The organism is Methylobacterium frigidaeris, from assembly GCF_022179185.1.
In the GTDB taxonomy this organism is placed as follows: domain Bacteria; phylum Pseudomonadota; class Alphaproteobacteria; order Rhizobiales; family Beijerinckiaceae; genus Methylobacterium; species Methylobacterium frigidaeris.
The window spans coordinates 1-23977 of record NZ_BPQJ01000027.1; the positions used below are offsets into that span (position 1 = coordinate 1).

The following is a 23977-nucleotide window of genomic DNA, read 5'->3' on the forward strand; positions in this document are numbered from 1 at the left end:
GGCGCATCAGCGCCGGCGCCCGTTCGGGCTTGCCTTGCACCTTCGAACGCGTCCGTTCGAAGGCGCGGCGGTATGAGAGGGACAAGGGCACCGGCCACCGCGGCGGTGATGCCGACGGCGATGGCAGGCCAGCTATCGAACGTTGCCAACGGGTCCGCCACGCGCCCGCCTCCTCTTCTCGGCTTCCTCCTCAGCGGCAGCGCGGCGCCTCTTCCGCAGCCCGAACGTGTCCTCCGCCGCCATGTCGGAGGCGGCCCGGCCGGAGGAGTGCAGCTCCGAGATGGCGTAGATGCTGAACAAGCCCAGTCCCAGGTTGAGCGGCGGCAGGGCGAGCGCGAACCCGATCGCGCAAGCAAGCCAGAAGAAGAATCCGCCTATGCACCCGAGCGTTCGGATCAGGGACGTCTCCCTCCCTCGACGACCATTGATGATGAGGGCTGCAATCTGCGCGGCCCCGACGGTAATCGAGATCGAGCCGGCCTGGCCTTCGGTCACGAGGCGAGCGATCACTCGCCATTGAGGGCCGACGAAGGTCGGCTCGGGATAGAGCAAGATGGCCCCGACCACGACCATGGTGGCAGAGTTCCACACCTCGGCCCACCGCGTCTGGCCATAGCGGACAGCGCGGCGGATCCGCTCGTTGATCGCCGGATCGGGATCGTAGACCTTCATGGCGGACCTACTGCGCCGTCACCTTGGGGCTCGGCACGGCATCCGCCAGCGGAGCGGCCGAGGGAGTGACAGTGATCCTGGAGACCTGCGGCAGCGATGCGGCCGCGTCCATCAGGCCCGCCGGACGACGCGCCCAGAGGCCGTAGGCGAAGCTGGCGATCGCCATGACGGCGCCGACGACGGCGGTCAGGGTGCTTGCGTCAGTCAGGTTTGAGATCTGCTCGGCGGTGAGCCAGCCCTTGGCGACGAGGATGCCGCCGACGAAGATGAGGAGCGCGCGGAAGGCGCTCGCGACCTGGATCGCGTTCATGGTGGTGTCCTGGTTGTGGGATCCGGCTGGCCCGGCCGGCGCGGGTGAACTGCCGCAAAATCTGCGGGGGTTGGTCAGGCCGCCAGCGACTTGCCGCAGGCCGGGCACTTGGCGGGCTCCATCGGAGCGCTGGGCTCGGCCGTCATGGCGAGCGCCGCCTTGCGGACATCTTCGACGCGCCGCGACCAGCCCTTACCGAACCGCGGCCATATCGACAGAGCCCGGAGGAACGCCAGCCGGCCGTCGCACAGGGCATCGATCAGGTCGGCCGGCTTATGTTTCGCGACTGCCGCCAGGGTAATCGGCCCCAGCGCGCCGTCGTCGGCGATCTTGAGGGCCCGCTGCAGCCCGATCACCGCCCGCTTCTTCCCGCTGTTCACCGCGAAGTCGAACAGCGCGTAGCCCAGGCCGGGCGGCAGTTCGTCGGTCCGGATAGCGTCCCAGTAGTTTCGGCGGTAGATCGGCGCCACGACCGCGACCGTCAGCGCCTTCACCTCCGCCTTCGTCGCCGGCCGGCCGAGCCACAGGCTCAGTGTGCAGATCGTCACCCCGAGGTTGGTGGCGCCGCCGGGGTCTCGCGGATCGTCGACCCAGCCCCCTTCGTGTTTCAGGACGAGCGTCAGCGCACGCTCGAACGTGCTCGCGGTCATGGGATCTCCGGGTTGTCAGGGGTGGGCAGGTCCGCAATGGTCCGGGGCCACTGCGCTGCAGCGGCCATCATGTGATCACAACCAATGGTTGTCCGCGGCGGACTAAGAGCTTATTACACGCTGGCCTAGTATTCTGCTCCGAGTTCGCAATCGTTCCGGTGTGAGTGCAGGCAGCGGTAGCGAGCGCATCGACACTCGTTGCCGCTTGGTGGTCAGCCGGCAGCGTCTCGATGGGCGCTCCGAGCTGACCTCCTCTGCCCTGAGGGACCCCGGATTGTCAGGATTTGGCGCGGGGGCCGGATCAGGTCGGGCGGTCAGCGCGGCGATCACTGTCGCTCGTAGGTGCCGGACAGCGTGATGGTGATCCCAGCGGCCTCGGTCCGATCGACCGCATGCCTCTCATCCCCGAGGCAGCCCGCCGCCGACACCGCGCCTTCGTCCCCGCCGACCACCGCTTCAAGGCCGCCGCCCGCTTCCTCCAAGCACTCTGGCGCGAAGACCGCGGCCTCGCGATCGGCACCCACGTCAACCCTCGCGAGCCGGGCGCGGCCTACGACGTCGACCGCTTGAAGACCAACCTGCTGTCCTCCCAGCCGCTGGCCTTCAACCTGTTCGGCCCGCTCGCGGGCGACTCGCAACTTGCCACCCGCTTCGTCACGGAGTTCCTACCTGGGACACTGACGGAGGTCACGGACGTGTTGTTCGAGCACAGCCCGGGCCGCGGCGACCCGCGCTTCACGGCCGACCGCACCGCCTACGACGTCGTCATGCGCGGCCGGAACGCGACCGGCGCACGAGGCCTGATCTGCATCGAGATCAAGTACAGCGAGCCCGGCCACGAGCCCGCGCCCCCACCCGCAGCACACACAGATCGCGCACGCCACCCCGGGCCTGTTCGTGGACCCGGACGCCCCGACCCTGACAGGCGGCGCCTGCCAGCAACTCTACCGACAGCACTGCCTCGCGAGCGCCATGCTCACAGCCGGGCTCGCGGACACGGTGACCCTGGCCTTCATCGCCCCCACCCATAACCAGTCCGCGCACACGGCAGCAGCGACCTACCGGCGCCACCTCACGAACCCGCAGACAGGCCCAATACCGTTCGTGCCCACGACACTGGAGCACGCATTCGCGGCCATCGCGACCGCCGGCCTCCCGGACCACGCCCGCGCCCTTCATCGACGTTACACCGACTTCTGGCTCGTCGACGGTGAACTCGACCTCGCCGCAGCAGCCGCGACGCAGAAGCCAAACGAGGGCATGACGGCACTCGACACCGACGCCGCCTATCGGCACCGGATGGCTTCATCGCGCAGCCGCAAGGCCGCCTGAACGCGCCAACAGCCAGCACTTCATCAACACAATAAATTCGGGCTCAGCGGCGAACCAGCCGCTGAGCCCGGGCTCGTTGTGAGACCCACCCGGCGAACAAGCACAGCCCGACCACCAAACATGAACACCTGATAGCCAGACGACAATCCTGCGAAGGGGGCCTATATCCAACCCGGCCGACGCAGTGTAAAATACAAGCTGCCGATCGACAGCGCCGCACTAGCGTCGGCGGCAGGCACTACTTATCTATTCTGCACTTCCGTGCCTACCAACAGCAGGCACTACTTCTCTGACACCCATACGCCCTCGCCCCGCAGCACTGGTGCGGCGTCCCACCCACCGGGCGCCACACAATGTTCACGCACCACCCCCATCCCGCACCCTTCGTCAGCTCTCTCACCACAAGCCGCCGAGTCGACGTCACGCCGCACGCGCTCGCACACGCGCTCGAGGCCGCAGTTCTGTCCATGCGCGCACCAGAGCGCGAGAGCCGACACCCGATCGCAATCGACCTCAACGTCGGCACTCAAGGTCGAGGCGCAGTCACCTTCTGCTGTCAAGAAACAGGCATCAGCGAACGTCGGCCTCTTCGAGCGCAACGCCGATCGTATTGGGAGCTAACAGTCGCAACGGAGGGTGACGGGCGCACTCACGGAGAGACTACAACTCCCGCCTTTGCGCTGACCGTGGCTATGACACCGCTCCTTCATCCAGGGCGATCCATCGCGACCCGCATCGGCATGTCCCTCCATCTCGTTCATGAACCTTGGTGGCCAGCCGACTTGACGGACACGCTCACGAGCCTCGCCAACACCTGGCATCGCTGCATCGCGGAACGCGCGCAATCGATGGCTTGAGCTAGCCGGGAGCAGTACGCGCGGCACCGACACCCGAGGCGGCACATCGCTGAAATCGCGCCCATCCACGCCCTGCCAAGTGCCTGAAACTTGGCACGTCTGACCACGCGACTTCTGCCGACATGCCGCCTCAGACGCACCCTACGACCTGTAGCTCGCCCCACACCGACGTCTCGGGCGTCTGGCATACATCAAAACGTCCAATCGAGCGCGATCTCGTACAAGTCAGCTCGGGGTAGCTCCGCTAGACAACGAGAACGGTCGCGCTCACGGCCGCTGACGAGAAGAGTCCACGGATGCGCCTCCCGCCGATCGCCCCCGCCGACCTTTCCCCGTTACAGCGGCCGCTCTACGACGCCATGAGGTCGGGCGTGAGCGCCAAGTACGACCTCTTCACCACCATGCGGACGGACGGCGCACTCCTCGGGCCCTGGAACGCGTGGCTGCACCAGCCCGAAGTCGGCGCGGCCTTCTGGACCGTCACCCAGGCCATGACCGCGTTCAAGATCTTGCCCGATGCGGTGCGGCAGGTCGCGATCCTGGCGGTCGGCGCGCGGTTCGGCGCGGCCTATGAGATCTACGCGCACGGAGCGGTCGCGCAGGCCCGCCACGCGATGAGCGACCAGCGCCTGTCGACACTGGCCGCGGGCGAGCGGCCGCCGGACCTCACGGACGAGGAGGCGACGGCGTTCGACGTCGCCCGCGCGCTCACCAGTGGCGGGATCCTGCCGGAGCCGACCTACTGGCGCGCCGTGGCGCTGTTCGGCCAGGCGGGCGCCAACGAACTGATCTACCTCGTCGGTCACTACTGCTTCGTCTCGGTAACCCTGAACGGCTTCGCGATCCCGGTTCCCGAGGAGGAACCGGCCGGTTCGGGAGAGCAGGCATGACCGGGCTTCGCCGCCAAGGCGCGTCGGCCGGCGGATTCCGGCGCCTCGGCGGCGCCTGCGCCCTGGCTCTCTGCCTGGTCTTGGCCGGACCGTCCGGCGGCCCGCGCGCGGCGGCGCCCCAAGTGGCAGAGCAGGCACCGGGCTTCTACCGCATGATGCTCGGGAGCTTCGAGTTGACGGCTCTCCTCGACGGCACCCACACGTTTCCGATCCCGACCGTGCTCCAGCGGCCCCGCGACGGCGGCCCACGCGCCCTCCTCTCCGAGGTCAGGCCGGGTGAGGCAGAGAGCCGGCTCGCGAGAGACTTCCTCGCCCTGCCCTTCGAGGGCTCGATCAATGCGTTTCTGATCAATACCGGCTCGCGGCTCGTCCTGATTGATGCGGGCGCGGGCGACCTCTATGGATCCTGCTGCGGCAGGCTCGTCGCGAACCTGCGCGCCGCCGGCTACGCGCCGGAGGCGGTCGACGAGGTGCTGCTGACCCACCTGCACGCCGATCACGTTGGCGGGGTCATGCACGACGGCAAGGCCGTCTTCCCGCATGCGACGATCCGGGTCAGCCGCCGCGACGCCGATTACTGGCTGGACCCGGCCAACGAGGCGGCGGCTCCACCCTTCCTGCTGCCGATGTTCCGGGGCGCCCAGGCCGCGCTCAAGCCCTACCGCGACGCCGGGCGGCTCATTCCCTTCGACGGCAAGGGCGAAGTCCTGCCGGGCTTCGTCGCGGTCGCGACCCCGGGCCACACGCCGGGGCACAGCTCCTACCGCGTGACGAGTGGAACTGAGACGCTGCTGGTCTGGGGCGACATCGTCCACGTGGCGCCGATCCAGTTCCCCGATCCGCAGGTCACGGTGACCTACGACACCGACGGCGCGGGCGCCGAGGCCCGGCGCGAGACGCTCTTCTCGGAGGCGGCCCGCACCGGCGCCTGGATCGGCGCCGCCCACATCTCCTTCCCGGGGCTCGGCCACATCCGGGCCGAGGACGGACGGTTCAGCTGGATCCCGGCCAACTACACCACCGTGTTCCATGCCCAACCGCCCGGAGACGCGCGGTGACGGTAGGCGAGTCCCCGCTCCCAGCATCGGTCCGGAGCCCCGGTTCGGTCGAGGAGGGACGGGCGTGACCGACCTCGCCTTCACGACGGTTCTGCTCTCCGCCGGGATCAGCATCGTCACCGGTTTCCTCGGCGCGCTGCTCAGCCAGGGCTGGGTCCGGCGCCAGGAGCGCCGCACCTACGGACTCGCCCTGCTGGCTGAGATCAAGTCAATCCAGCGCAGCCTGCTGCGCTACGAGGCACGCCTGAACCGGGCGGGGACCATCGTCGAGGGCCGGGAAGCCGCGGCCCTGCGCCTGTGGCGCCACGACCTCGCGGTCTTCGCCAACAACTCTGGGCGCATCGGGCTGTTCTCGTCGCGCACCGCGATCGAGCTCATCGAGTTCTACCACCAGGTCCGCTGGCTCGAGGAACGAGGAACCGAACTCGACGCCTCGATGGCACGGACGAACGGTCTGCCCGACTGGCTCGCCGGCCAGCGGGAGGCCATCCACCGCACCCGCTCCCGGACGCGGGCGCTCACACGGTCGCTGCGGCGGGAATTGCCGCCGACGCTCGCCGACGGCCTCCGAGGGCTGGGTCGCGGCGCAGGGCGGAGGCGCCGGGCCCGGGCTGCGGCGGGCAGTGTCCTTGCACGGGCAAGCGCTCGCGGAGATGGCCTCGACAGTTCCTGCCGGCCGAGTCATCACGGCCCTACTGCCGGGAGCCCGCGGGCCGCCGGATGAGGGCCGCTCAGCGCTGGCGCATCGCGTCGATGCCGAGCTCGCCCGCCATCCGCACGAGGTCGGCGAGCGACCGGGCTTCCATCTTCTCCATCACCCGCCGCTTATGCACCTTGGCGGTGATCTCCGAGACGCCGAGCTCGGCGGCGATCTGCTTGTTCATCAGGCCGCCGATCGCGAGGCCGAACACGTCGCGCTCGCGGCCCGTGAGGGAGGCGAGGCGGCCAGCGAGCGCCCCCCGGGCGGCCCCTGCCGCCAAGGACGCCGCGTCGAGGGCCAGCGCACGGTCGATGGCCGCGAGGATGTCGTCGTCCTCCGCGGGCTTCGTCAGGAACTCGACCGCGCCGCCCCGCATCGCCCGCACGGTCATCGGGATCGTGCCGTAGCCGGTCAGGAAGATGATCGGGATCGTGGTGCCCGACGCCTGGAACCGGGCCTGGACGTCGAGGCCATCGTCGTGCGTCAGCCGAACGTCCAGGAGGATGCAGGCCGGCCGCTCGACGTCGGGATTGGCGAGCAGGTGCGACGCGTCGGGGTGTCCGATGGCCTTGAGCCCGGCCGAGCCGCAGAGGCGGACGAGGGCCGTTCGCAGGGCCGCGTCGTCATCGACGATGTGAACAGTGCCGGTCTGCATCGGGATCGGGGTGAACGCGTCGCCGGCGGAGGGCCCGCCGATCGCGAACTCGCGCCGGAAGCGGAGCCGTCGGGGTCTAACACGAAATCAGGGCGTGTCGAACACGCGAGCGAGGCAGCGTTCCAGCTCCTCTGCCTCGAACGGCTTGGCGAGATACGCGAAGGCCCCGCAGGCGAGCGCGCGCCGGCGGTTCGCGTCGCTCGGATGGGCCGTGACGAGGATGACCCGCAGCCGGGGACGGTGCAGCCGCAACTGGCGCAGAAGGTCGAGGCCGGAGAGGCCCGGCATCTGCAGGTCGGTGACGACGCAGCCCGGTTCGACGGCACCGAGGGCGGCGAGCAGGTGGCCGCCGGTCTCGAACGGCATCGGGGCGTAGCCCAGGGACCCGACGAGCCGAGTCAGGGCAAGGCGGATCGCCGGGTCGTCGTCGACGATCGCGACGGAGCGGGGGGTCAGGCCGGAGACCGGCATGCGGTCGGAAGCCGGACGTGGAAGGCGGCCCCGCCACCCGGCGCGTCGTCGAGCCAGAGGTCGCCGCCATGGGCGTCGATGCAGCTGCGGCAGATCGCCAGTCCCATGCCCATGCCGCCGGGCTTCGTCGAGTGGAACGGCTCGAAGATGCGGGCCCGCTGCTCCGGGGGCACGCCCGGGCCGGTATCGCTCACCGTGACGCGCACCGCGCCGGGATCGCCCCGCACGGTGATCGCGACGTCACGGCGGCCGCTCGACCCCGCCATCGCCTGGGCGGCGTTGACGAGCAGGTTGACGAGCACCTGCTCGATCTGGACGAGGTCGCCGGTGACCGGCGGCAGGTCGGGATCGGCGGTGATGAGGACCGTGGCGCCGTTGGCGCGCAAGTCCCGCTCGGCAAGCAGCGTCGCCTCGCGCGCCACTTCGACGAGGTCGACGGGCGCGAGTGCGAGGGAGGCCGTTCCGAACAGCGAGCGGGTGCGGGCGACGACGTCGCGGGCCCGCCGTGCCTCGGAGACGACATCCTCCAGGGCAGCCGTCACCTCGGCGAGGTCCGGTTCCGGCCGCTTCAGCCAGCGTAAGGAAGCCTGGGCGTTGGCGGCGATCGCCGCGAGCGGCGTGTTGACCTCGTGGGCGATCGACGCGCTCACCGCCCCGACGGTGATCGAGCGGGCAGCCCGGGCGAGGTCGCCCTCGGCGGCAGCGAGCCGCGCCTGCGCCTGCTTGTAGGCCGTGATGTCGAGGGAGGTGATGAGGAGGTCGCAGAACTCGGCGCGCTCGCGCGGCAGCATGGCGGTGAACAGTACGTCGCTCTGCTGGCCGGCCGCCCGGACGATATGGGCCTCCGAGCGGAAGAAGCGGTCGCCGCGACCGAGCGCGACGAGCCATTGCACGAAGGTCTGGTCGGTCTCCGGCAGCAGCCGGTCGAGCGGGCCGACGAAGGCTGCCTTGTCCGGCGCGCCGGTCTCCTCCAGCGTGAAGGCGTTGACGTCCTTGATCAGCACCCGGCCGCAGAGCTCCCGCAGTTCGGAGGGCCGCGCCGCGAAGTAGCCCTCGATGTCGGTGACGCCGGCGAGGCGCAAGGCGGCAATGGCCTCGCCCACCGCGCTCCAGTCCTCGCGCCACATCGAGATCCCGGCGCGCTCGAAGATCGCGGAGAACTGCGCTTCGCTCGCCCGCAGGGCGCGCCGGAGCCGCGCGACGTGCAAGGTGCCGAGGAACGCAGCCAGGACGCCCGCGACGAGGAGGCCCGCCATCGCGACGGATGCCGGCGGCCCGGCGGCCAGACCCCACCCGACGAGGAGCACCGGGACCAGGACCGCCAGGACCGCCTTCGCGCCGTCCTCGACGAGGTCCGGCCAGCGGCGGCGGTGGGCCGAGAGCATCCAGGCCGGCAGCGCGTCGGCGGCGGGGGAGCCGTCATTGGCGGAGGCGAGGCTCGGCCATCGCGAGAAGACCTGCCCCAGGCTTCCCCGCCTGAAGCCTTCCTGCCCCGAGCCTCCCTGCCCCAAGCCTTGACTCATGCGGTCCTCCGCCCGGGGCCCGGTTCCTGGGCCTCCTCCGATGCCGCTTCGGCGACGTCCGACCATCGTCGGCGCGCGCCGGCCCTCTTGTGGCGGTCATGAGTGGCGAGGCTCTAGGCGAACCCGGCGCCCGTGTCGCCGATACGGGTGTATAATAGCGTAGCCGTGCCGCGGCTTGGACATTGTCGCGCATGGATCTGCATCGGCACGGCGCGTTCAAGTTTCCCAATGCGGGCCTCGTCGCCGCCTCGCAGGGGCGGGGCTGGTCGGGCGTCGCGGCGGAGCTGCGCTGCCATCCGCCCGGAGAGCTGCCGGCGATCGTGCCGACGCAGATGGAGATCACCATCGCGACGCGGCGCAGCCCCGGCGCCTATGTCAGCCGCAAGGGGGCGGGCCAACGCCAGCGCACCGCCGTGGAGGCGGGAACCGTGTGGTTCTGCCCGGTCGGCGTGGCCGAGGACGACATCGGCATTTCCGGCGCCCTGCACGACATCCTGCACGTCTACCTGCCGGTCGAGCGCTTCGCCCACATGGCGGACCTCTACGGCGACCCGCGCATCCGCGCCGACGCGGTCCGGTACCTCGCCGATGTCGACGACGACCTGGTGCGCCAGCTCGGCCTCGCGATCGGCCGCGAGCTCCAGGCCGAGACCTCCGCCGGCCGGATGCTGGTCGAAGCGGCCTCGCTGTCGCTGGTGGCGCGGGTGGCGCAGATGTACGGGCACGACCGCCCGGAGCGGTCCGAGCCTGAAGCCGGCTCGACCTGCCAGGCTCGGATCCGCCGGGTGACCGAGTTCATCCGCGACAACCTCGACCGCGACCTCACGGTCGCCGAGCTCGCCGAGGTCGCCTGCCTGAGTCCGTTCCACTTCTCGCGGCTGTTCAAGGCGGTCACCGGGAGCACGCCGCACAGCTTCGTCAGCGCCGCGCGGCTCGAGGAAGCCCGGCGTCTCCTGTCCAGGACCACGACACCGCTCGGCGAGATCGCCCATCGATCGGGCTTCTCCGGACAATCCGCATTCAATATTGCATTCAAGCGAGCAACCGGCTGCACGCCCGGGGACTTTCGGCGCCAGCAGAGCGCGTAACAGCAAGCACCGCAAATACCACAGCAGGAATCGAAAAGACGGTCGTTCTCGCCTCTGGGATCATGCACCCGTAGCCTCCGGGTGCTGGAATGATTCTCGATTACGCTTCCTCATCATCTCGCGAGCCCACGCTGCCGCCGCGGACCGGGCGCGCGTCGCCTGGCCGGATGTCGGGCCTGAACGGCACGCGCATGGCCGACCATATCGGGGTTCGCGCGAGCGGGACGCTGACGGCCGCGCACCGGACCGGCAGTTCCCTGGTCGTCACCCGCCTCCAGGGCCTGCTCGCGCCCGGCACCGAGACCCCGCCGCTCAAGCAGGAGGCGGCCTACAGCATCGTGGTGCAGGTGCGACCGTTGCAGCACCACGCCTTCACCGTAGGTGGGCGGCAGGTCCATGCCGGGGCCGTGCCGGCCGACGCCGTTAGCGTCGTGAGCCTCGCCGACTCTCCGCGCTCGGTGATGAGCGGCCCCCTCGACGCGGTCCAGTTCTACGTGCCGCATGCCTTCGTCGACGCCGTTGCGCGGGAGAACGACGTCCTGCCGCCCTCGTACCTTGCCTGGCCGCGGGCGGACCGGGACCCGGTCGCGGCAGGCCTCGTCGCCCTGCTGCTGCCGGCGCTGGCCGAGCCCGATCCGGCGCGGGCGATGTTCGTCGAGCACACCGCGATGGCCTTCCTCGCCCACGCGCTCGCGCGCTACGGCGACGGCGCCCCCGCTGCGATGCGGCCGGTCCGCAGCGGCCTCTCGCCGTGGCAGGAGCGCCGCGCCCGGGAGATCCTGCACGCCCGGTTCGCCACGGCCCTGACGATCGCCGAGGTCGCCGAAGCCTGCCGGTTGTCGCCGAGCTACTTCGCGGCGGCCTTCCGGCGCAGCACCGGCCAGTCGCCGCACCGCTACCTGTCGGACCTCCGCATCGCCGAGGCGAAGCGCCTGATGCGCGGCGCTGCGCTGCCGTTGGCCGAGGTGGCGCTGCTCTGCGGCTTCGGCGACCAGAGCTATTTCACGCGGGCCTTCTCGCAGGCGGTGGGTACCAGCCCCGGGCAGTGGCGGCGGATGAACCGGGAGGGGGGCGGCGCACATTAGGCGACGCGCGAGGCAGATTCCGCGATGCCGGTCGTGTCGCTCACGCCTCCAGACGCTCAGCGAGGAACCGGATGAACAGTCGCACCTTGGCCGGGACCATCCGGCGCGTCGGGTAGACCGCCCAGATCGCCAGCGGCTCCGGCTCGCCCTCGGCGAGCCGCACCTCCGCGAGAAGCCCGCGCGCGACCTCGTCGGCCACATCCCAGCGCGACAGCATCGCGATCCCGAGACCGCCGAGGCAGGCCTGGTGCAGCCCCTCGATGGTGTTGGCGGTGAAGCGGCCCTCCGCCCGGACCGACGCCTGCTGCCCGGCCTCTCCGAGCGCCCAGTGGCCGGCACCCGCCAGCGCCAGGCATTCGTGGGAGGCGAGATCGGCCGCCTGCATCGGAGTGCCGGCGGCGGCGAGGTAGCCCGGCGTCGCGAAGAGGCCGCGCGGGCTCGCCCCCAAGCGGCGCGCCACCAGGCTCGACTCGCTCAACCGGGCGATGCGGATCCCGAGGTCGAGCCCCTCCCCGACCAGGTCGATGACGCTGTCGGTGAGGACAAGATCGACCCGGACCTCCGGGTGGCACTGCATGAACGCGACGAGCGCCGGGGCGACGACCTTGCGGCCGAACGCCGTCGAGGCGGTGAGGCGCAGCCGCCCGGTCGCGCCGGCTTCAGCCGGACGCACGCTGGCAAGCGCCGCCTCGCGCTCCTCGAGCAGGGCCTGAGCATGGGCGAGGAAGACCTGCCCCTCGTCGGTCAGGGAGAGCGAGCGGGTCGTGCGGTGCAGGAGGCGCACCCCGAGCTCGCGCTCGAGGCCCGACAGGCTGCGGGTCGCGGCCATCGGGGTGATGTGCAGGCGCCGCGCCGCCGCCGCAAGGCTGCCGGCGCCGACCGCCTCGGTCAGGACGGAGAGAGCGAGAAAGTCCAAAATAACGCGCCACGTTACAATCGCATATCGTGCGACGCTACTACACCGTGCGGCGTGACGGAATAACTTGTCGGCGGACCGGCACCGGCGAACGGATCGGCCGGCCGATGGAGAAGGACCATGTCCGCTCAAGCCGCGGCCGAGAGGCCGGCGACTCATGTGACGCCCCGGGCGCGCACCTTCGCGATGGCGGCCGCCGCCGGCCTCGCGGTCGCCAATATCTACTACAACCAGCCGATGCTGGCGCTGATCGAGCGCGACCTGCCGGGCGAGGCGACGGCCTTGATCCCGACCGCGACGCAGCTCGGCTACGCGGCGGGGCTTTTCCTGCTCGTGCCCCTCGGAGACGTCGTCGAACGGCGCCGGCTCATCGTCGGCCAGTTCGGCGTGCTGGCGGCGGCGCTCGCCCTCGCCGCGGCGGCGCCGAGCGCGGGGCTCGTCGTGCTGGCCTCCCTGGCCGTCGGGCTATCGGCGACAGTGGCGCAGCAGATCGTACCCCTCGCCGCGCATCTTAGCCCGCCCGAGCGACGCGGCGCCACGGTCGGCACGATCCTGTCGGGGATTCTCACCGGCATCCTGCTCAGCCGCACGCTCGCCGGCTTCGTCGCCACCCATGCCGGCTGGCGCGAGATGTTCTGGCTCGGCGTGCCGCTCTCCCTCGCCGCCGGCGCCTTGATGGCGGCGACCCTGCCGCAGAGCCGGCCCGAGGCGACCCTGCGCTACGGGCAGCTGCTCGCCTCCCTCGCCGGGCTGTGGCGGGACTTTCCGGCGCTGAGGCTCGCCGCGGTCACGCAGGCCCTGATCTTCTCCGCCTTCACGGTGTTCTGGACCGTCCTGGCGTTCCGTCTCGCCGGCCCGCCTTACGGCTACGGCGCCGACATCGCGGGCCTGTTCGGGATCGTGGGCGCCGTCGGCATCGCCGCCGCGCCGCTCGCCGGGCGCGTCGCCGATCGCAGCGGCCCGGCACGAATCGTCGCGACCGGAGCGGTCCTGACGCTCGTCTCATGGGCGGTCCTCGGGCTCTCGCCTTCGCTCATCGCCCTCGTGGCCGGGGTGATCCTGCTCGATTTCGCCATGCAGGCGGCACTCGTCGCGAACCAGCACGTCGTCTTCGCCCTCAAGCCGGAGGCGAGAGCGCGACTCAACACGATCCTGATGGGCGCGATGTTCCTCGGCGGCTCCGCCGGCTCGGCGTCCGGCACTGCCGCCTGGCAGGCGGGCGGCTGGCCGGCGGTGGCGGGTCTGGGCCTCCTCCTCGGGGCTCTGGCGAGCGCGATCCAGGTCGTCGCGCTGCGGCGGCGCTGAGGAAGCGGGCGAATGTCCAAAAGCTTCCGCGATCCGACAAGCCCGGCCGCTCCGGACCGTGCTCCGATCCCCCGCCAGGAGGTGACGCCATGCGCACGAGACGCGTGATTGCCGGAATCGGGATTTTCGGCCTCGCCGCGGCCGGAGCGGCGCTCGCGCTCGCCTGGCAGCCCGAGATCGCGCCGGTCCCGCCACCGGCGCCCGCCTCCTTCGACCCGGCGCTGGTGCGGCGCGGGGCCGACCTCGCCCTGGTCGGCGATTGCCGCACCTGCCACACGGCGCCGAATGGTGCCGCCTTCACCGGCGGCCTGCCCCTGCCGACGCCGTTCGGGACGCTGTACTCGACCAACATCACCCCGGATCCGGAAACCGGGATCGGGCGCTGGTCCGAGGCCGCGTTCGCCCGCGCCCTGCGCAAGGGGGTCGACCGCGAGGGCCGCCACCTCTACCCGGCGTTCCCTTACGACCATTACAGCGCCACCAGCGACGACGACGTGCGGGCCCTCTACGCGTTCTTCATGACCCGCCCGGCAATCGCCGCGACGCCGCCGCCGAACGAACTCCCCTTCCCGCTCAACATCCGCCTGACGCTCGCCGGCTGGAAGCTGCTGTTCCTGCGTCCCCGGGACCTCGCGCCCGATCCGACGAAGGACGCGGTCTGGCATCGCGGCCGCTACCTGGTCGAAGGTCTCGGCCATTGCGGCGCCTGCCACTCGCCGCGCAATCTCCTGGGGGCCGAGGTCGTATCGCGCGCCTACGAGGGTGGCGAGGCCGAGGGCTGGCGGGCCTACGCGCTCGGCGCCGCCTCCCGCGCGCCGGTGCCGTGGGACGAGGCGGCGCTGACGCAGTACCTGCGCGAGGGCTTCCACCCGTTGCACGGCGTCGCCCGCGGGCCGATGGCGCCGGTGGTCGAGAACCTGGCCGAGGTGCCGCGGGAGGAGGTCGTGGCGATGGCGCGCTATCTCGCCTCCCTGGGCGCCGGCTCGGGCACGGCCACGCCACCTCTCGCCCCCTCCTCCGGTCCGGGCCAGGCGCCGCAATCGGCCGGAATACAGGCCGCGATCGAAGGGGCCGGCACCGACCTCTACGCGGCCACCTGCGCGGCCTGCCATGAGGGCGGGCGGCCGCCGCCCTTCGGCGGGGTCTCGCTGGCGCTCTCGACCGCGATCTCCGGCGAGAGCCCGCGCAACCTGGTCAACGTGATCCTGGAGGGCCTGCCGGCGCGGGGCGGAACGGGCCAGCCGATCATGCCGGGCTTCGGCGCGGTGCTGACCGACGCCCAGGTGGCGAGCCTCGCGGCCGGCTTGCGCCGGCGCTTCGGCGGCGGCGCCCCCTGGCCCGATCTCGAACCCGCGATCCGCGAGGCCCGGGCCGCCCGCCGCCTCGCGGCGCGCCCGGCGGCGTCGATGACGCGATGAGGCCAACATGACGAGCATGATCCTCAACGGCGAGCGGCGCGCGGTGCGCGCGGCGCCGGACACCCCCCTCCTCTACGTGCTGCGCGAGGAGTTCGGGCTCAACGCAGCCAAGTACGGCTGCGGGCTCGGCCAGTGCGGCGCCTGCACGGTGGTGATCGACGGCGAGGCGGTCTTCTCCTGCGTCACGCCGGTCATGCTGGCCGAGAACCGCCAGGTCACGACGCTCGAAGGGCTCGGCACGGCGGAGGCGCCGGGCCCGCTGCAGCGCGCCTTCATCGACGCGCAGGCGGCCCAGTGCGGCTACTGCATCCCCGGCATGATGATGCGGGCCCACGCCCTCCTCACGCGCGACCCGGATGCGTCCGACGCCGCGATCCGGGCCGAGCTCGAGCCGCATCTGTGCCGGTGCGGCACCCACATGCGCATCCTGCGTGCCATCCGCCGGGCGGCAGACGCGATGCGGCCGCGCTCGACCGCGGAGGCCGGACGATGACCCTGTCGCGACGCACGGTGCTCGCCGGCACCGGTGCCCTTGTGCTCGCCTTCTCCCTCGCGCCCGCGCGCGCCCAGACCGAGACCGGAAAGGGCGAGGGGCCGAGGAAGCGCGGCCTGCCCGGCAGCCTCGACGACACCCCGCGCCTCGATTCCTGGATCCGCGTCGGGCCCGACGGCGCGGTCACGGTCCTGACCGGCAAGGCCGAGCTCGGCCAGGGCTTGAAGACGGCGCTGCTCCAGATCGCCGCCGAGGAGCTGAAAGCTCCCCTCACCCGCCTGTCGCTCGTGACCGCCGATACCGGCCGCACCGCCGACGAGGGCTACACGGCGGCGAGCCACTCGGTCCAGGACTCCGGGACCGCGATCCGCCACGCCGCCGCCCAGGTCCGGGCCCTGCTGATCGCCGAGGCGGCCGGGCGGCTCGGCGTCCCGGCCGAGCGGCTGCGGGCCGAGGACGGGGCGGTCCTCGGGCCCGGCGGCGCCCGAATCGGCTACGGCGACCTCGTGACCGACGCGCTCCTCACCGCGGAGGCGCAAACCGCCTCGTCCCTCACGCCCGCGGCCGAGTACGCGGTGCTCGGGCGGCCGGTGCCCCGCATCGACATCCCCGCCAAGGTGACGGGCGGCGCGGCGTACATCCAGGACCTGCGCCCGCCCGGCCTGCTGCATGCCCGCGTCGTGCGGCCTCCGAGTTATGGCGCCGTCCTGATCGAGGTCGATGCGGCGGCGGTCGAGCGGCTCCCGGGCGTGGTGAAGGTCGTCCGCGACGGGACCTTCCTCGGCGTCGTCGCCGAGGGCGAGTGGACCGCGATCAAGGCGATGCGCCGGCTCGCCGCCTCCGCCCGCTGGCGTGAGACGGCGTCCCTGCCGGATGCCGCAGCCCTGCCGGACGCCCTGCGCGCGCTGCCGAGCCGGGATTCAACCATCCTGGAGCGGGGCGCGGCCGGCGGAGCCGGCACGGTCGTCGAGGGGACCTTCACTCGCCCCTACCTCGCCCACGGTTCGATCGGGCCCTCCTGCGCCATCGCGGAGTGGCAGGACGGCGGCGTGACGGTCTGGAGCCACAGCCAGGGCGTCTTCCCGTTGCGCCGGGCGCTCGCCGGTCTCCTGCACCTGCCCCACGACAAGGTGCGGTGCATCCACGCCGAGGGGGCGGGCTGCTACGGCCAGAACGGCGCCGACGACGCGGCGGCCGATGCCGCGCTCCTGGCGCGCGCGGTGCCGGGCCGCCCGGTCCGGGTGCAGTGGATGCGCGAGCAGGAGCATGCCTGGGAGCCGTTCGGGCCCGGGATGGTGGCGAGCGTGCGCGCCGCCGTCACGCCGGACGGGCGCGTCGCCGACTGGACGCACGAGGTCTGGAGCCCGTCGCACATGATGCGGCCAGGACCGCCCGGCGCGCTGCTCGCAGCCCGGGAGATCGCCGAGCCGTTCCCGCCGGCCCCACCCGTGGCCCTCGCCCAGCCAGAGGGCGGCGGCGACCGCAATGCGATCCCGCTCTACGCCTTTCCGAACGCGAGGGTGGTGCACCACTTCCTGCCCGAGATGCCGCTGCGCGGCTCGTCGATGCGCTCGCTCGGCGGCTATCTGAACGTGATGGCCATCGAGAGCACGGTGGACGATCTCGCCCGCGCCGCCGGCTGGGACCCGGTCGCCTTCCGGCTCCGGCACCTGACGGATGCGCGGGCCGGCGCCGTCGTCGAGGCGGCGGCAAAGCGTTTCGGCTGGGGGCGCGGGCCGGCACGGGCCGGCCGCGGCTTCGCCTTCGCTCGCTACAAGAACCTCGAGGCCTATTGCGCCGTCGCGGTCGAGGTCGCGGTGGACCGCGAGACCGGCCGGGTCGGGATCGAGCGGGTCGTCGCCGCGGTCGATACCGGTGAGGTCGTCAATCCCGACGGAGTCGCCAACCAGATCGAGGGCGGCATCCTCCAGGCGGCGAGCTGGACCCTGTTCGAGCGCGTCGCGTTCGATCGCACCCGCGTGACCTCCGTCGACTGGTCCGCCTACCCGATCCTGCGCTTCAGCGCGGTGCCGCGCAGCGTCGAGGTCCACATCGTGGCGCAACCGGACCAGCCGTTCCTCGGCGTCGCTGAGGCGGCCCAGGGGCCGGCCGGCGCCGCGCTCGCCAACGCGATCCGGGACGCGACCGGCTACCGCCTGCGCGACCTGCCGCTCACGGCGGGCCGGATCAAGGCCGCACTCGGCGCCTGACGACGGAAGGAAAGATGCGATGGCAGACTTGTTCGACCCCGTCCGCCTCGGCGGCTTCACGCTCGCGAACCGCATCGTCATGGCCCCGATGACGCGCTCGCGCGCCGACGCACAGGGCGTCATCAACGCCTCGGCCGCGCGGTACTACGCCACGCGGGCCGGTGCCGGATTGATCGTCTCCGAGGGCGTGAACGTCGAACCTATGTCGAACGCCTTCGACCGTGCGCCGGGCCTGTGGACGCGCGCCCAGGTCGACGGCTGGCGGCCGGTCGTCGAGGCGGTGCACGCGGAGGGCGGCCTCATCGTGGCGCAGCTCTGGCACGGCGGCCGGGCGAGCGCGCGAGGCCTGCTCGGCGGCCACGAGCCCCTGTCTCCGTCGGGCGTGAACGACGACCTCGGCGCGCTGCAGGTCTGGGGGCTTCTGGCCAACGGCGCCTATGTGCGGATCGCGGCGACGCATTCCCGTGCCATGACGGCGTCTGAGATTACCGCGACGGTCGAGGCCTACCGCGTCGCAGCCGTCCATGCCCGCGAGGCCGGTTTCGACGGCGTGGAGATCCACGGCGCCAACGGCTACCTGATACCGCAATTCCTCTCGCCTACAACCAACCGGCGCACCGACGCGTATGGCGGCGATGCGCAGGGGCGCGCGCTTTTCCTGCGGGAGGTGGTCGCGGCGGTGACGGACGAGTTGCCGCCGGATCGCGTCGGTCTCCGGCTCTCGCCCTTTGCCACCTACAACGACGTCCGCGATCCGGATCCCGCCGATACCTACGGCTCGTTGGCGTTCTGGCTCGCCGGGGCCGGCCTCGCCTACCTGCACCTCGCGGACACCAACGCCTGGACCGGGGCCCCCGACTACGACCGGATGCTGGCGCTGTTTCGCCCGCTCTACCCGGGCCCGCTGATCGTCAATGGCGGCCTCACCCCGGAGCGCGCCGCCGCGATCGTGGCGGAGGGCGAGGCCGACGCCGTCGCGTTCGGGCGCCCGTTCCTGGCCAATCCCGATCTGCCCGCCCGCATCCGCGCCGGCGGTCCCTACAATGCCCCGCGTTCGATCGGCGTCTATGGCGGCGACGAAGCCGGCTACACCGACTATCCGACGCTCGCCGCCGGACAGGCGAGCCGCACACGATGACGCGATCCGGTGTGCGGACCGCCCCGGGGCTGCGGCCGGCGATCCCGCTACCCGATACCGCACGGTGGCGTTCGACCGGCGTGGCTTCGGCCGGTCGGGCCAGCCATGGGGCGGCTACGACTACGACACGATGGCCGACGACATCGCGGCACTGATCGAGGCTCTGGACCTGCGGGACGTCGTGCTGGTCGGCTTCTCGATGGGCGGCGGCGACGTGACCCGCTATATCGCCCGGCATGGCTCTGGACGGGTCGCCAAGCTCGCGCTCGTCAGCGCCATCACGCCGATCTTCGGCAAGACCGCTGACCATGACGGGCCGGACAAGTCCTTCTTCGATGCCCTGAAGGCCGGCATCGTCAAGGACCGGGCGCAGTTTCTCGACGATTTCAACCCGATCTTCTACGGCACCAACAAGGGCATGAGCGTCTCGCAAGGCGTCTTCAAGCAGACGCTGCAGATCGCCCTCATGGCCTCGATCAAGGCCACGGTCGACTGCGCCACGGCCTTCGCCGAAACCGACTTCCGGCCCGACATGCAGAAGATCGACATACCGACCCTGGTGGTCCACGGCGATGCCGATCAGGTCGTGCCGTTCGAGTCGACGGGCAAGCTCGCCGCCGAGATGATCCGCGGCGCGATGCTCAAGGTCTATCCGGGTGCGCCCCACGCCACCGCGACGACCCACGCCGACCGCCTCAACGCCGACCTCCTGGCCTTCATCGAGGGTTGACGGCGCCGGCGCGGCTTGTCACGCGCCGGGATCTCTTATTCGGCGAGCCGGTAGACCTCCAGCGGCTCGCCGACGCCGCGCAGCGGGAAGCTCCCGAGGCACGCCAGCGCCGTCGGCGCGTCGAGGAGCGCCGCGAAGGCGCCCGAGACCAGCACGTCGGCGTCGAGCGCCTTCGTCAGCCCCTCCAGCCGGGCGGCGACGTTGACGGCCGGGCCAATGACGGTGAAGTCGAGCCGGGTGCGCGAGCCGATGTTGCCGTACATCACCGCGCCCGCATGGACTCCGATCCCGTAGCCGAGAGGGTCGAGACCTCGGTCCGCGCGGAGCCGGTTGAGGTCGCGCATCGCCCGACGGGCCTCGTCGGCGGCCCGCAGGGTCGCGCCGCCCGCATCGGGCTGGTCGAGGGGAAAGATCGCCAGCAGGCCGTCGCCCATGAACTTCAGGATCTCGCCGCCGTTGCGCTCCACCGGGCAGCACACCGCGTCGAAATAGTCGTTGAGGAGCGCGATCACGTCGTCGCGCGGCCACAGCTCGGAGATCCGGGTGAAGCCGCGCAGGTCGACCACCATGATCGCCGCCTCGACGGTGACGCCGCTGCCTCGCCGCGTCGCGCCGTTCAGGATCATCTCGCCCGCATGCGGCCCGACATAGGTGTCCAGCAGGAGGCGCGTCAGGCGGTTCCGGTGGCGCACCTCGGTGACGACGGCCAGCGCCGGAAGAAGGTCCGTCAGGAGGGTGATCTCGGCCTGCGTGAACCCGCCCGGCCGGTCGCTCGCGAAGGAGGCCACGTGCCGCCGGCCCAGCGTATAGCGCATCGGCCATGCGGCGAGGTCGGTCAGTCCCTCCACGGCCATCAGTCCGGCGACTTCCGGATGCGCCTCCCCGCCCGTCTCGCCCCGGCGATGGCGTGCCATCTCGGCACCGGCGAGGATCCGCGCCGCCGGGCTGCCGCGAAACCCCACCGTCTCGAACAGCCCGTAATCGAGGTTGCGCGAGCGCGGCCCGTGGCAGTCCTTCCGCCACAGGATCTCGATGCCGAGCCATTGCGGATGGTTGGTGCGCAGGTGCAGCGTGGCATGCGCCACCGCGACGCCGTCGCGGCGCAGCCGGTCGCAGAAGCCCGCGAAGACGTCGTCGAGGAAGCGCTCGTCCACCGCATCGTGCAGCAACCAGCGCAGCAGCGCGTCGCGCAGGCCGGGCGCGGGTGCCTCGCCCGTGTCGTGATGCTCGATCATGGCGCTCCCGGTCGGCCCGCCCGCCGGGGCGGCGGGCGCGACCGAAGGATCGGGCGGTAAGCGGCCTCGGGTCTTGTCGATTCTCACGGCGTCGTGTCGGTCCGGGGGACCGCGCCCGGGCCGCGCTTCCCCGCAGCGCCTCGTTGTGTCGCCGCGACAGCGCATTCGTCCAAGCCGCACGCAAAGCCTCCAATCCGCGTGTCCGCGCCGGGACTAGAAACCGGGCACCGCCACCGACCCGAGAGCGGTGGCGCAACGATCACCGTCCGCCCGCACGAGCGCAAGGAGCCCGAATCATGGCCATCAAAGCGACGCCGACGCCCGGAAAGCGCCTCGTCTCGCCGCACGATCACACGCTGATCATGATCGACTTCCAGTCGCAGATGTCCTTCGCGACGAAGTCCATCGACGCCGTGACCCTGCGCAACAACGTCGCCCTGGTCTCGCGGGCAGCCGCCGGATTCGGCGTGTCGACGGTGCTGACGACGGTGGCCGAGAAGAGCTTTTCCGGGCCGATGTTCGAGGAGATCACCTCGGCCTTCCCGGAGGAGAAGCTCCTCGACCGCACCTCGATGAACACCTGGGAGGATGCCGCCGTGGTGGCCCGGGTGTCGGAGATCGGCAAGGACCGCCTGGTTTTCGCCGGCCTGTGGACCTCGGTCTGCATCGTCGGCCCGACCCTCTCGGCCCTCGACCAGGGTTATGAGGTCTACGTCATCGCGGATGCGTGCGGCGATGTCTCGGACGAGGCGCATGAGCGCGCCATGCAGCGGATGATCCAGGCCGGCGTGCAGCCGATGACCTCGCTGCAATACATGCTCGAGCTGCAGCGCGACTGGGCCCGCACCGAGACCTACGAGATGACCACCGGCATCGCCAAGAAGTACGGCGGCGCCTACGGGCTCGGCATCATCTACGCCAAGTCGATGTTCGGCGCGTCCGAAGGCCACTGAGTCCAAGGTCATCGAATCAAGCCGGCGCGCGCGATGCTGCCGTACCTCCTCTCCCTCGGCGCCGGCCTCGCGGTCGGCGTCGCCTACGGGCTGATCGGCGTGAAGTCGCCTGCGCCGCCGATCATCGCCCTCGTCGGCCTCCTTGGCATCCTGGCCGGCGAGATGGCCGTCTCCTACTGGCGCGGCCACCCGGCCGTCCTGTCGAGCCTGCTCCACCGCAAGAGCTTCGCGGTCGAGCGGGAGGCTCCGAGACACCCGCCGGCCTGACTCAAGGCTGGCGGTTCCCCTTCACGTCCGACCGAGGAACTTCGATTGAGCGCTGTGGCTTACCCCGACCTCATCCTGCGCGGCGGCCTCGTCACCACGCTCGATCCGAGCAATCCTGCCGCCTCGGCGGTCGCGATGACGGACGGCGCCTTCACGGCGGTCGGGTCCGACCGTGAGGTCATGGCGCTCGCCGGCCCGCAGACGCGGGTGGTCGACCTCAAGGGCCGGCGGGTGCTGCCCGGCCTCATCGACAACCACCTGCACCTGATCCGTGGCGGGCTCAACTTCAACATGGAGCTGCGCTGGGACGGCGTGCGCTCGCTCGCCGACGCGATGGCGATGCTCAAGCGACAGGTAGCGGTGACGCCGCCGCCGCAATGGGTACGGGTCGTCGGCGGCTTCACCGAGCACCAGTTCGCCGAGAAGCGCCTGCCGACGCTCGAGGAGTTGAACGCCGTCGCCCCCGACACGCCGGTCTTCCTGCTCCACCTCTACGACCGGGCGCTCCTCAACGGCGCAGCTTTGCGGGCCGTCGGCTACACCAGGGATACGCCCGAGCCGCCCGGCGGCGCGATCCTGCGCGATGCCGCCGGCAACCCGACCGGGCTGCTCCTCGCCAAGCCCAACGCCGCGATCCTCTATGCCACCCTCGCCAAGGGGCCGAAGCTCCCCTTCGAGTACCAGGTCAACTCGACCCGCCACTTCATGCGCGAACTCAACCGGCTCGGCGTGACCGGCGCGATCGATGCCGGCGGCGGGTTCCAGAACTATCCAGAGGACTACCGGGTCGTCCAGACACTCGCCGAAGCCGGCCAGCTCACCGTGCGGCTCGCCTACAACCTGTTCACCCAGAAGCCGAAGGCCGAGAAGGAGGACTTCCTCGCCTGGACGAAATCGTCCCGCTACAAGCAGGGCGACGACTACTTCCGCCACAACGGTGCCGGCGAGATGCTGGTCTTCTCCGCCGCCGACTTCGAGGATTTCCGCCAGCCCCGGCCCGACATGGCGCCCGAGATGGAGGGCGAGCTCGAAGGCGTGGTGCGGGTGCTGGCCGAGAACCGCTGGCCCTGGCGTCTGCACGCCACCTACGACGAGACGATCTCCCGCGCCCTCGACGTGTTCGAGCGCGTCAACCAGGACATCCCGCTCCAGGGCCTGAACTGGTTCTTCGACCACGCCGAGACGATCTCGGAGGCCTCGATCGACCGTATCGCCGCGCTCGGCGGCGGCATCGCGATCCAGCACCGGATGGCCTACCAGGGCGAATACTTCGTCGAGCGCTACGGCCACGGCGCCGCCGCCGCGACCCCGCCGGTGGCGCGGATGCTGGAGAAGGGCGTGCCGGTCTCGGCCGGCACCGACGCGACGCGGGTCGCCTCCTACAATCCCTGGATCGCGATCTCCTGGCTCGTCACCGGCCGCACCGTCGGCGGGATGCAGCTCACGCCCCGCCGCAACTGCCTCGACCGCGAGACGGCGTTGCGGATGTGGACCGAGAACGTGACCTGGTTCTCGAACGAGGAGGGCAGGAAGGGGCGCATCGAGGTGGGCCAGCTCGCCGACCTGATCGTCCCGGACCGCGACGTACTGGCCTGCGCCGAGGCCGAGATCGCCGACACGGTGAGCGACCTGACGGTGGTGGGCGGCAAGGTGGTGTACGCCGCAGGCCACTTCGCGGCCCTCGACGACACTCCTCCACCGCCGGCGATGCCGGACTGGTCGCCGGTGCGCACCTTCAAGGGCTACGGCGCCTGGGGCGAGCGCCCGGTGCGGGCGGAGGCGGTGGTGGCACGGGAGGCGAGCGCGTCCTGCGGCTGCGCCATGTCGTGCGGATTGCACGGCCACGCCCACGCCACCGCTTGGTCGTCGCAGGCGCCGGTCTCGGACCTGAAGAGCTTCTGGGGCGCGCTGGGCTGCGCCTGCTGGGCGGTGTGAGGACCAGCACCGTCATCCTCCCCCGCAGAGGGGAGGGTTCAGGACGCCCCTCACAACTCGCGAAAATACTGTCTACGGCCAACAGC

General features: G+C 71.3%; 22 protein-coding genes and 1 pseudogene. 15 read left to right on the plus strand and 8 right to left on the minus strand.

The genetic code is table 11. The features are described 5' to 3' along the window. Positions 1 to 132: 132 nt before the first annotated feature. The 3 genes from MFF64_RS23805 to MFF64_RS23815 all read right to left on the minus strand — a co-directional run bounded on the left by MFF64_RS23805 (position 133) and on the right by MFF64_RS23815 (position 1632). Positions 133 to 672: a hypothetical protein gene (locus MFF64_RS23805; RefSeq protein WP_238192588.1), complete on the minus strand. Its 540-nt coding sequence runs from the start codon at positions 670 to 672 to the stop codon at positions 133 to 135. A 7-nt stretch (positions 673 to 679) separates the two neighbouring features. Beyond that, positions 680 to 982, minus strand: coding sequence for a Pam3-gp28 family putative phage holin (locus MFF64_RS23810; protein WP_099900233.1), 303 nt, complete (start codon positions 980 to 982; stop codon positions 680 to 682). Between the two features lie 74 nt (positions 983 to 1056). Further along, entirely contained in the window at positions 1057 to 1632 is a 576-nt protein-coding gene (locus MFF64_RS23815) for a glycoside hydrolase family 108 protein (protein ID WP_099900235.1), read from the minus strand. Between the two features lie 392 nt (positions 1633 to 2024). Between MFF64_RS23815 and MFF64_RS38180 the strand changes: the two are divergent. The 4 genes and pseudogenes from MFF64_RS38180 (at position 2025) to MFF64_RS23840 (ending at position 6493) form a co-directional block, all read left to right on the plus strand. Beyond that, positions 2025 to 2964, plus strand: a pseudogene (locus MFF64_RS38180) (PGN_0703 family putative restriction endonuclease). Positions 2965 to 4117: 1153 nt separating this feature from the next. Next, positions 4118 to 4711 (plus strand): carboxymuconolactone decarboxylase family protein, encoded by a 594-nt coding sequence (locus MFF64_RS23830; RefSeq protein ID WP_238192591.1) that lies wholly within the window; start codon positions 4118 to 4120, stop codon positions 4709 to 4711. Next, positions 4708 to 5769, plus strand: a complete 1062-nt coding sequence (locus MFF64_RS23835; protein ID WP_238192592.1) for an MBL fold metallo-hydrolase — start codon at positions 4708 to 4710, stop codon at positions 5767 to 5769. Before MFF64_RS23830 ends, MFF64_RS23835 begins: the two co-directional genes overlap by 4 nt. Positions 5770 to 5833: 64 nt before the next feature. Next, positions 5834 to 6493 carry a hypothetical protein gene (locus MFF64_RS23840; RefSeq protein ID WP_238192593.1) on the plus strand — a complete coding sequence of 220 codons (660 nt, stop codon included), beginning with the start codon at positions 5834 to 5836 and terminating at the stop codon, positions 6491 to 6493. A gap of 7 nt (positions 6494 to 6500) precedes the next feature. Here the strand turns inward: MFF64_RS23840 and MFF64_RS23845 are convergent, their stop codons facing one another. From MFF64_RS23845 to MFF64_RS23855, 3 genes are all read right to left on the minus strand, one after another. Continuing rightward, complete coding sequence (locus tag MFF64_RS23845; RefSeq protein ID WP_238192594.1) at positions 6501 to 7124, minus strand: response regulator transcription factor; 624 nt, start codon at positions 7122 to 7124, stop codon at positions 6501 to 6503. Between the two features lie 87 nt (positions 7125 to 7211). Next, positions 7212 to 7595 (minus strand): response regulator, encoded by a 384-nt coding sequence (locus tag MFF64_RS23850; RefSeq protein ID WP_238192595.1) that lies wholly within the window; start codon positions 7593 to 7595, stop codon positions 7212 to 7214. Next, complete coding sequence (locus MFF64_RS23855) at positions 7577 to 9118, minus strand: sensor histidine kinase (RefSeq protein ID WP_238192596.1); 1542 nt, start codon at positions 9116 to 9118, stop codon at positions 7577 to 7579. Before MFF64_RS23855 ends, MFF64_RS23850 begins: the two co-directional genes overlap by 19 nt. Positions 9119 to 9309: 191 nt before the next feature. Here MFF64_RS23855 and MFF64_RS23860 point away from each other — a divergent pair, with 191 nt between their 5' ends. Together MFF64_RS23860 and MFF64_RS23865 are read left to right on the plus strand one after the other, a co-directional pair. Next, complete coding sequence (locus tag MFF64_RS23860) at positions 9310 to 10206, plus strand: helix-turn-helix domain-containing protein (RefSeq protein WP_238192597.1); 897 nt, start codon at positions 9310 to 9312, stop codon at positions 10204 to 10206. A 167-nt stretch (positions 10207 to 10373) separates the two neighbouring features. Beyond that, complete coding sequence (locus MFF64_RS23865; RefSeq protein ID WP_238192598.1) at positions 10374 to 11291, plus strand: helix-turn-helix domain-containing protein; 918 nt, start codon at positions 10374 to 10376, stop codon at positions 11289 to 11291. 40 nt (positions 11292 to 11331) lie between these two features. Here the strand turns inward: MFF64_RS23865 and MFF64_RS23870 are convergent, their stop codons facing one another. Then, positions 11332 to 12207, minus strand: a complete 876-nt coding sequence (locus tag MFF64_RS23870) for a LysR family transcriptional regulator (RefSeq protein WP_165795614.1) — start codon at positions 12205 to 12207, stop codon at positions 11332 to 11334. A 120-nt stretch (positions 12208 to 12327) separates the two neighbouring features. Between MFF64_RS23870 and MFF64_RS23875 the strand changes: the two genes are divergently transcribed. From MFF64_RS23875 to MFF64_RS23900, 6 genes are all read left to right on the plus strand, one after another. After that, entirely contained in the window at positions 12328 to 13512 is a 1185-nt protein-coding gene (locus MFF64_RS23875) for an MFS transporter (RefSeq protein ID WP_438823092.1), read from the plus strand. Between the two features lie 89 nt (positions 13513 to 13601). After that, positions 13602 to 14930 carry a c-type cytochrome gene (locus MFF64_RS23880; RefSeq protein ID WP_099904370.1) on the plus strand — a complete coding sequence of 443 codons (1329 nt, stop codon included), beginning with the start codon at positions 13602 to 13604 and terminating at the stop codon, positions 14928 to 14930. A gap of 7 nt (positions 14931 to 14937) precedes the next feature. After that, positions 14938 to 15423 (plus strand): (2Fe-2S)-binding protein, encoded by a 486-nt coding sequence (locus tag MFF64_RS23885; RefSeq protein ID WP_099904372.1) that lies wholly within the window; start codon positions 14938 to 14940, stop codon positions 15421 to 15423. Next, a complete protein-coding gene (locus MFF64_RS23890) occupies positions 15420 to 17633 on the plus strand; it encodes a xanthine dehydrogenase family protein molybdopterin-binding subunit (protein ID WP_099904374.1) in 2214 nt (737 codons plus the stop codon). The genes MFF64_RS23885 and MFF64_RS23890 overlap by 4 nt, the downstream gene beginning before the upstream one ends. A gap of 19 nt (positions 17634 to 17652) precedes the next feature. Next, positions 17653 to 18771: an alkene reductase gene (locus tag MFF64_RS23895; protein WP_238192599.1), complete on the plus strand. Its 1119-nt coding sequence runs from the start codon at positions 17653 to 17655 to the stop codon at positions 18769 to 18771. Then, positions 18701 to 19501: an alpha/beta fold hydrolase gene (locus tag MFF64_RS23900; RefSeq protein ID WP_273557170.1), complete on the plus strand. Its 801-nt coding sequence runs from the start codon at positions 18701 to 18703 to the stop codon at positions 19499 to 19501. Before MFF64_RS23895 ends, MFF64_RS23900 begins: the two co-directional genes overlap by 71 nt. A gap of 35 nt (positions 19502 to 19536) precedes the next feature. On the opposite strand, the gene MFF64_RS23905 is transcribed toward MFF64_RS23900, so the two are convergent. Continuing rightward, positions 19537 to 20736, minus strand: coding sequence for an adenylate/guanylate cyclase domain-containing protein (locus tag MFF64_RS23905; protein ID WP_238192601.1), 1200 nt, complete (start codon positions 20734 to 20736; stop codon positions 19537 to 19539). Between the two features lie 302 nt (positions 20737 to 21038). Between MFF64_RS23905 and MFF64_RS23910 the strand changes: the two genes are divergently transcribed. Genes MFF64_RS23910 through MFF64_RS23920 form a run of 3 tightly spaced genes read left to right on the plus strand, consistent with a single transcriptional unit; the run spans position 21039 to position 23891 of the window. Beyond that, positions 21039 to 21689: a hydrolase gene (locus MFF64_RS23910; RefSeq protein ID WP_238192624.1), complete on the plus strand. Its 651-nt coding sequence runs from the start codon at positions 21039 to 21041 to the stop codon at positions 21687 to 21689. Between the two features lie 33 nt (positions 21690 to 21722). After that, on the plus strand, positions 21723 to 21956 hold the full coding sequence (locus MFF64_RS23915) for a DUF1427 family protein (protein WP_238192602.1): 234 nt from the start codon (positions 21723 to 21725) through the stop codon (positions 21954 to 21956). 45 nt (positions 21957 to 22001) lie between these two features. Further along, positions 22002 to 23891 (plus strand): amidohydrolase, encoded by a 1890-nt coding sequence (locus tag MFF64_RS23920; protein WP_238192603.1) that lies wholly within the window; start codon positions 22002 to 22004, stop codon positions 23889 to 23891. Positions 23892 to 23977: the final 86 nt, after the last annotated feature.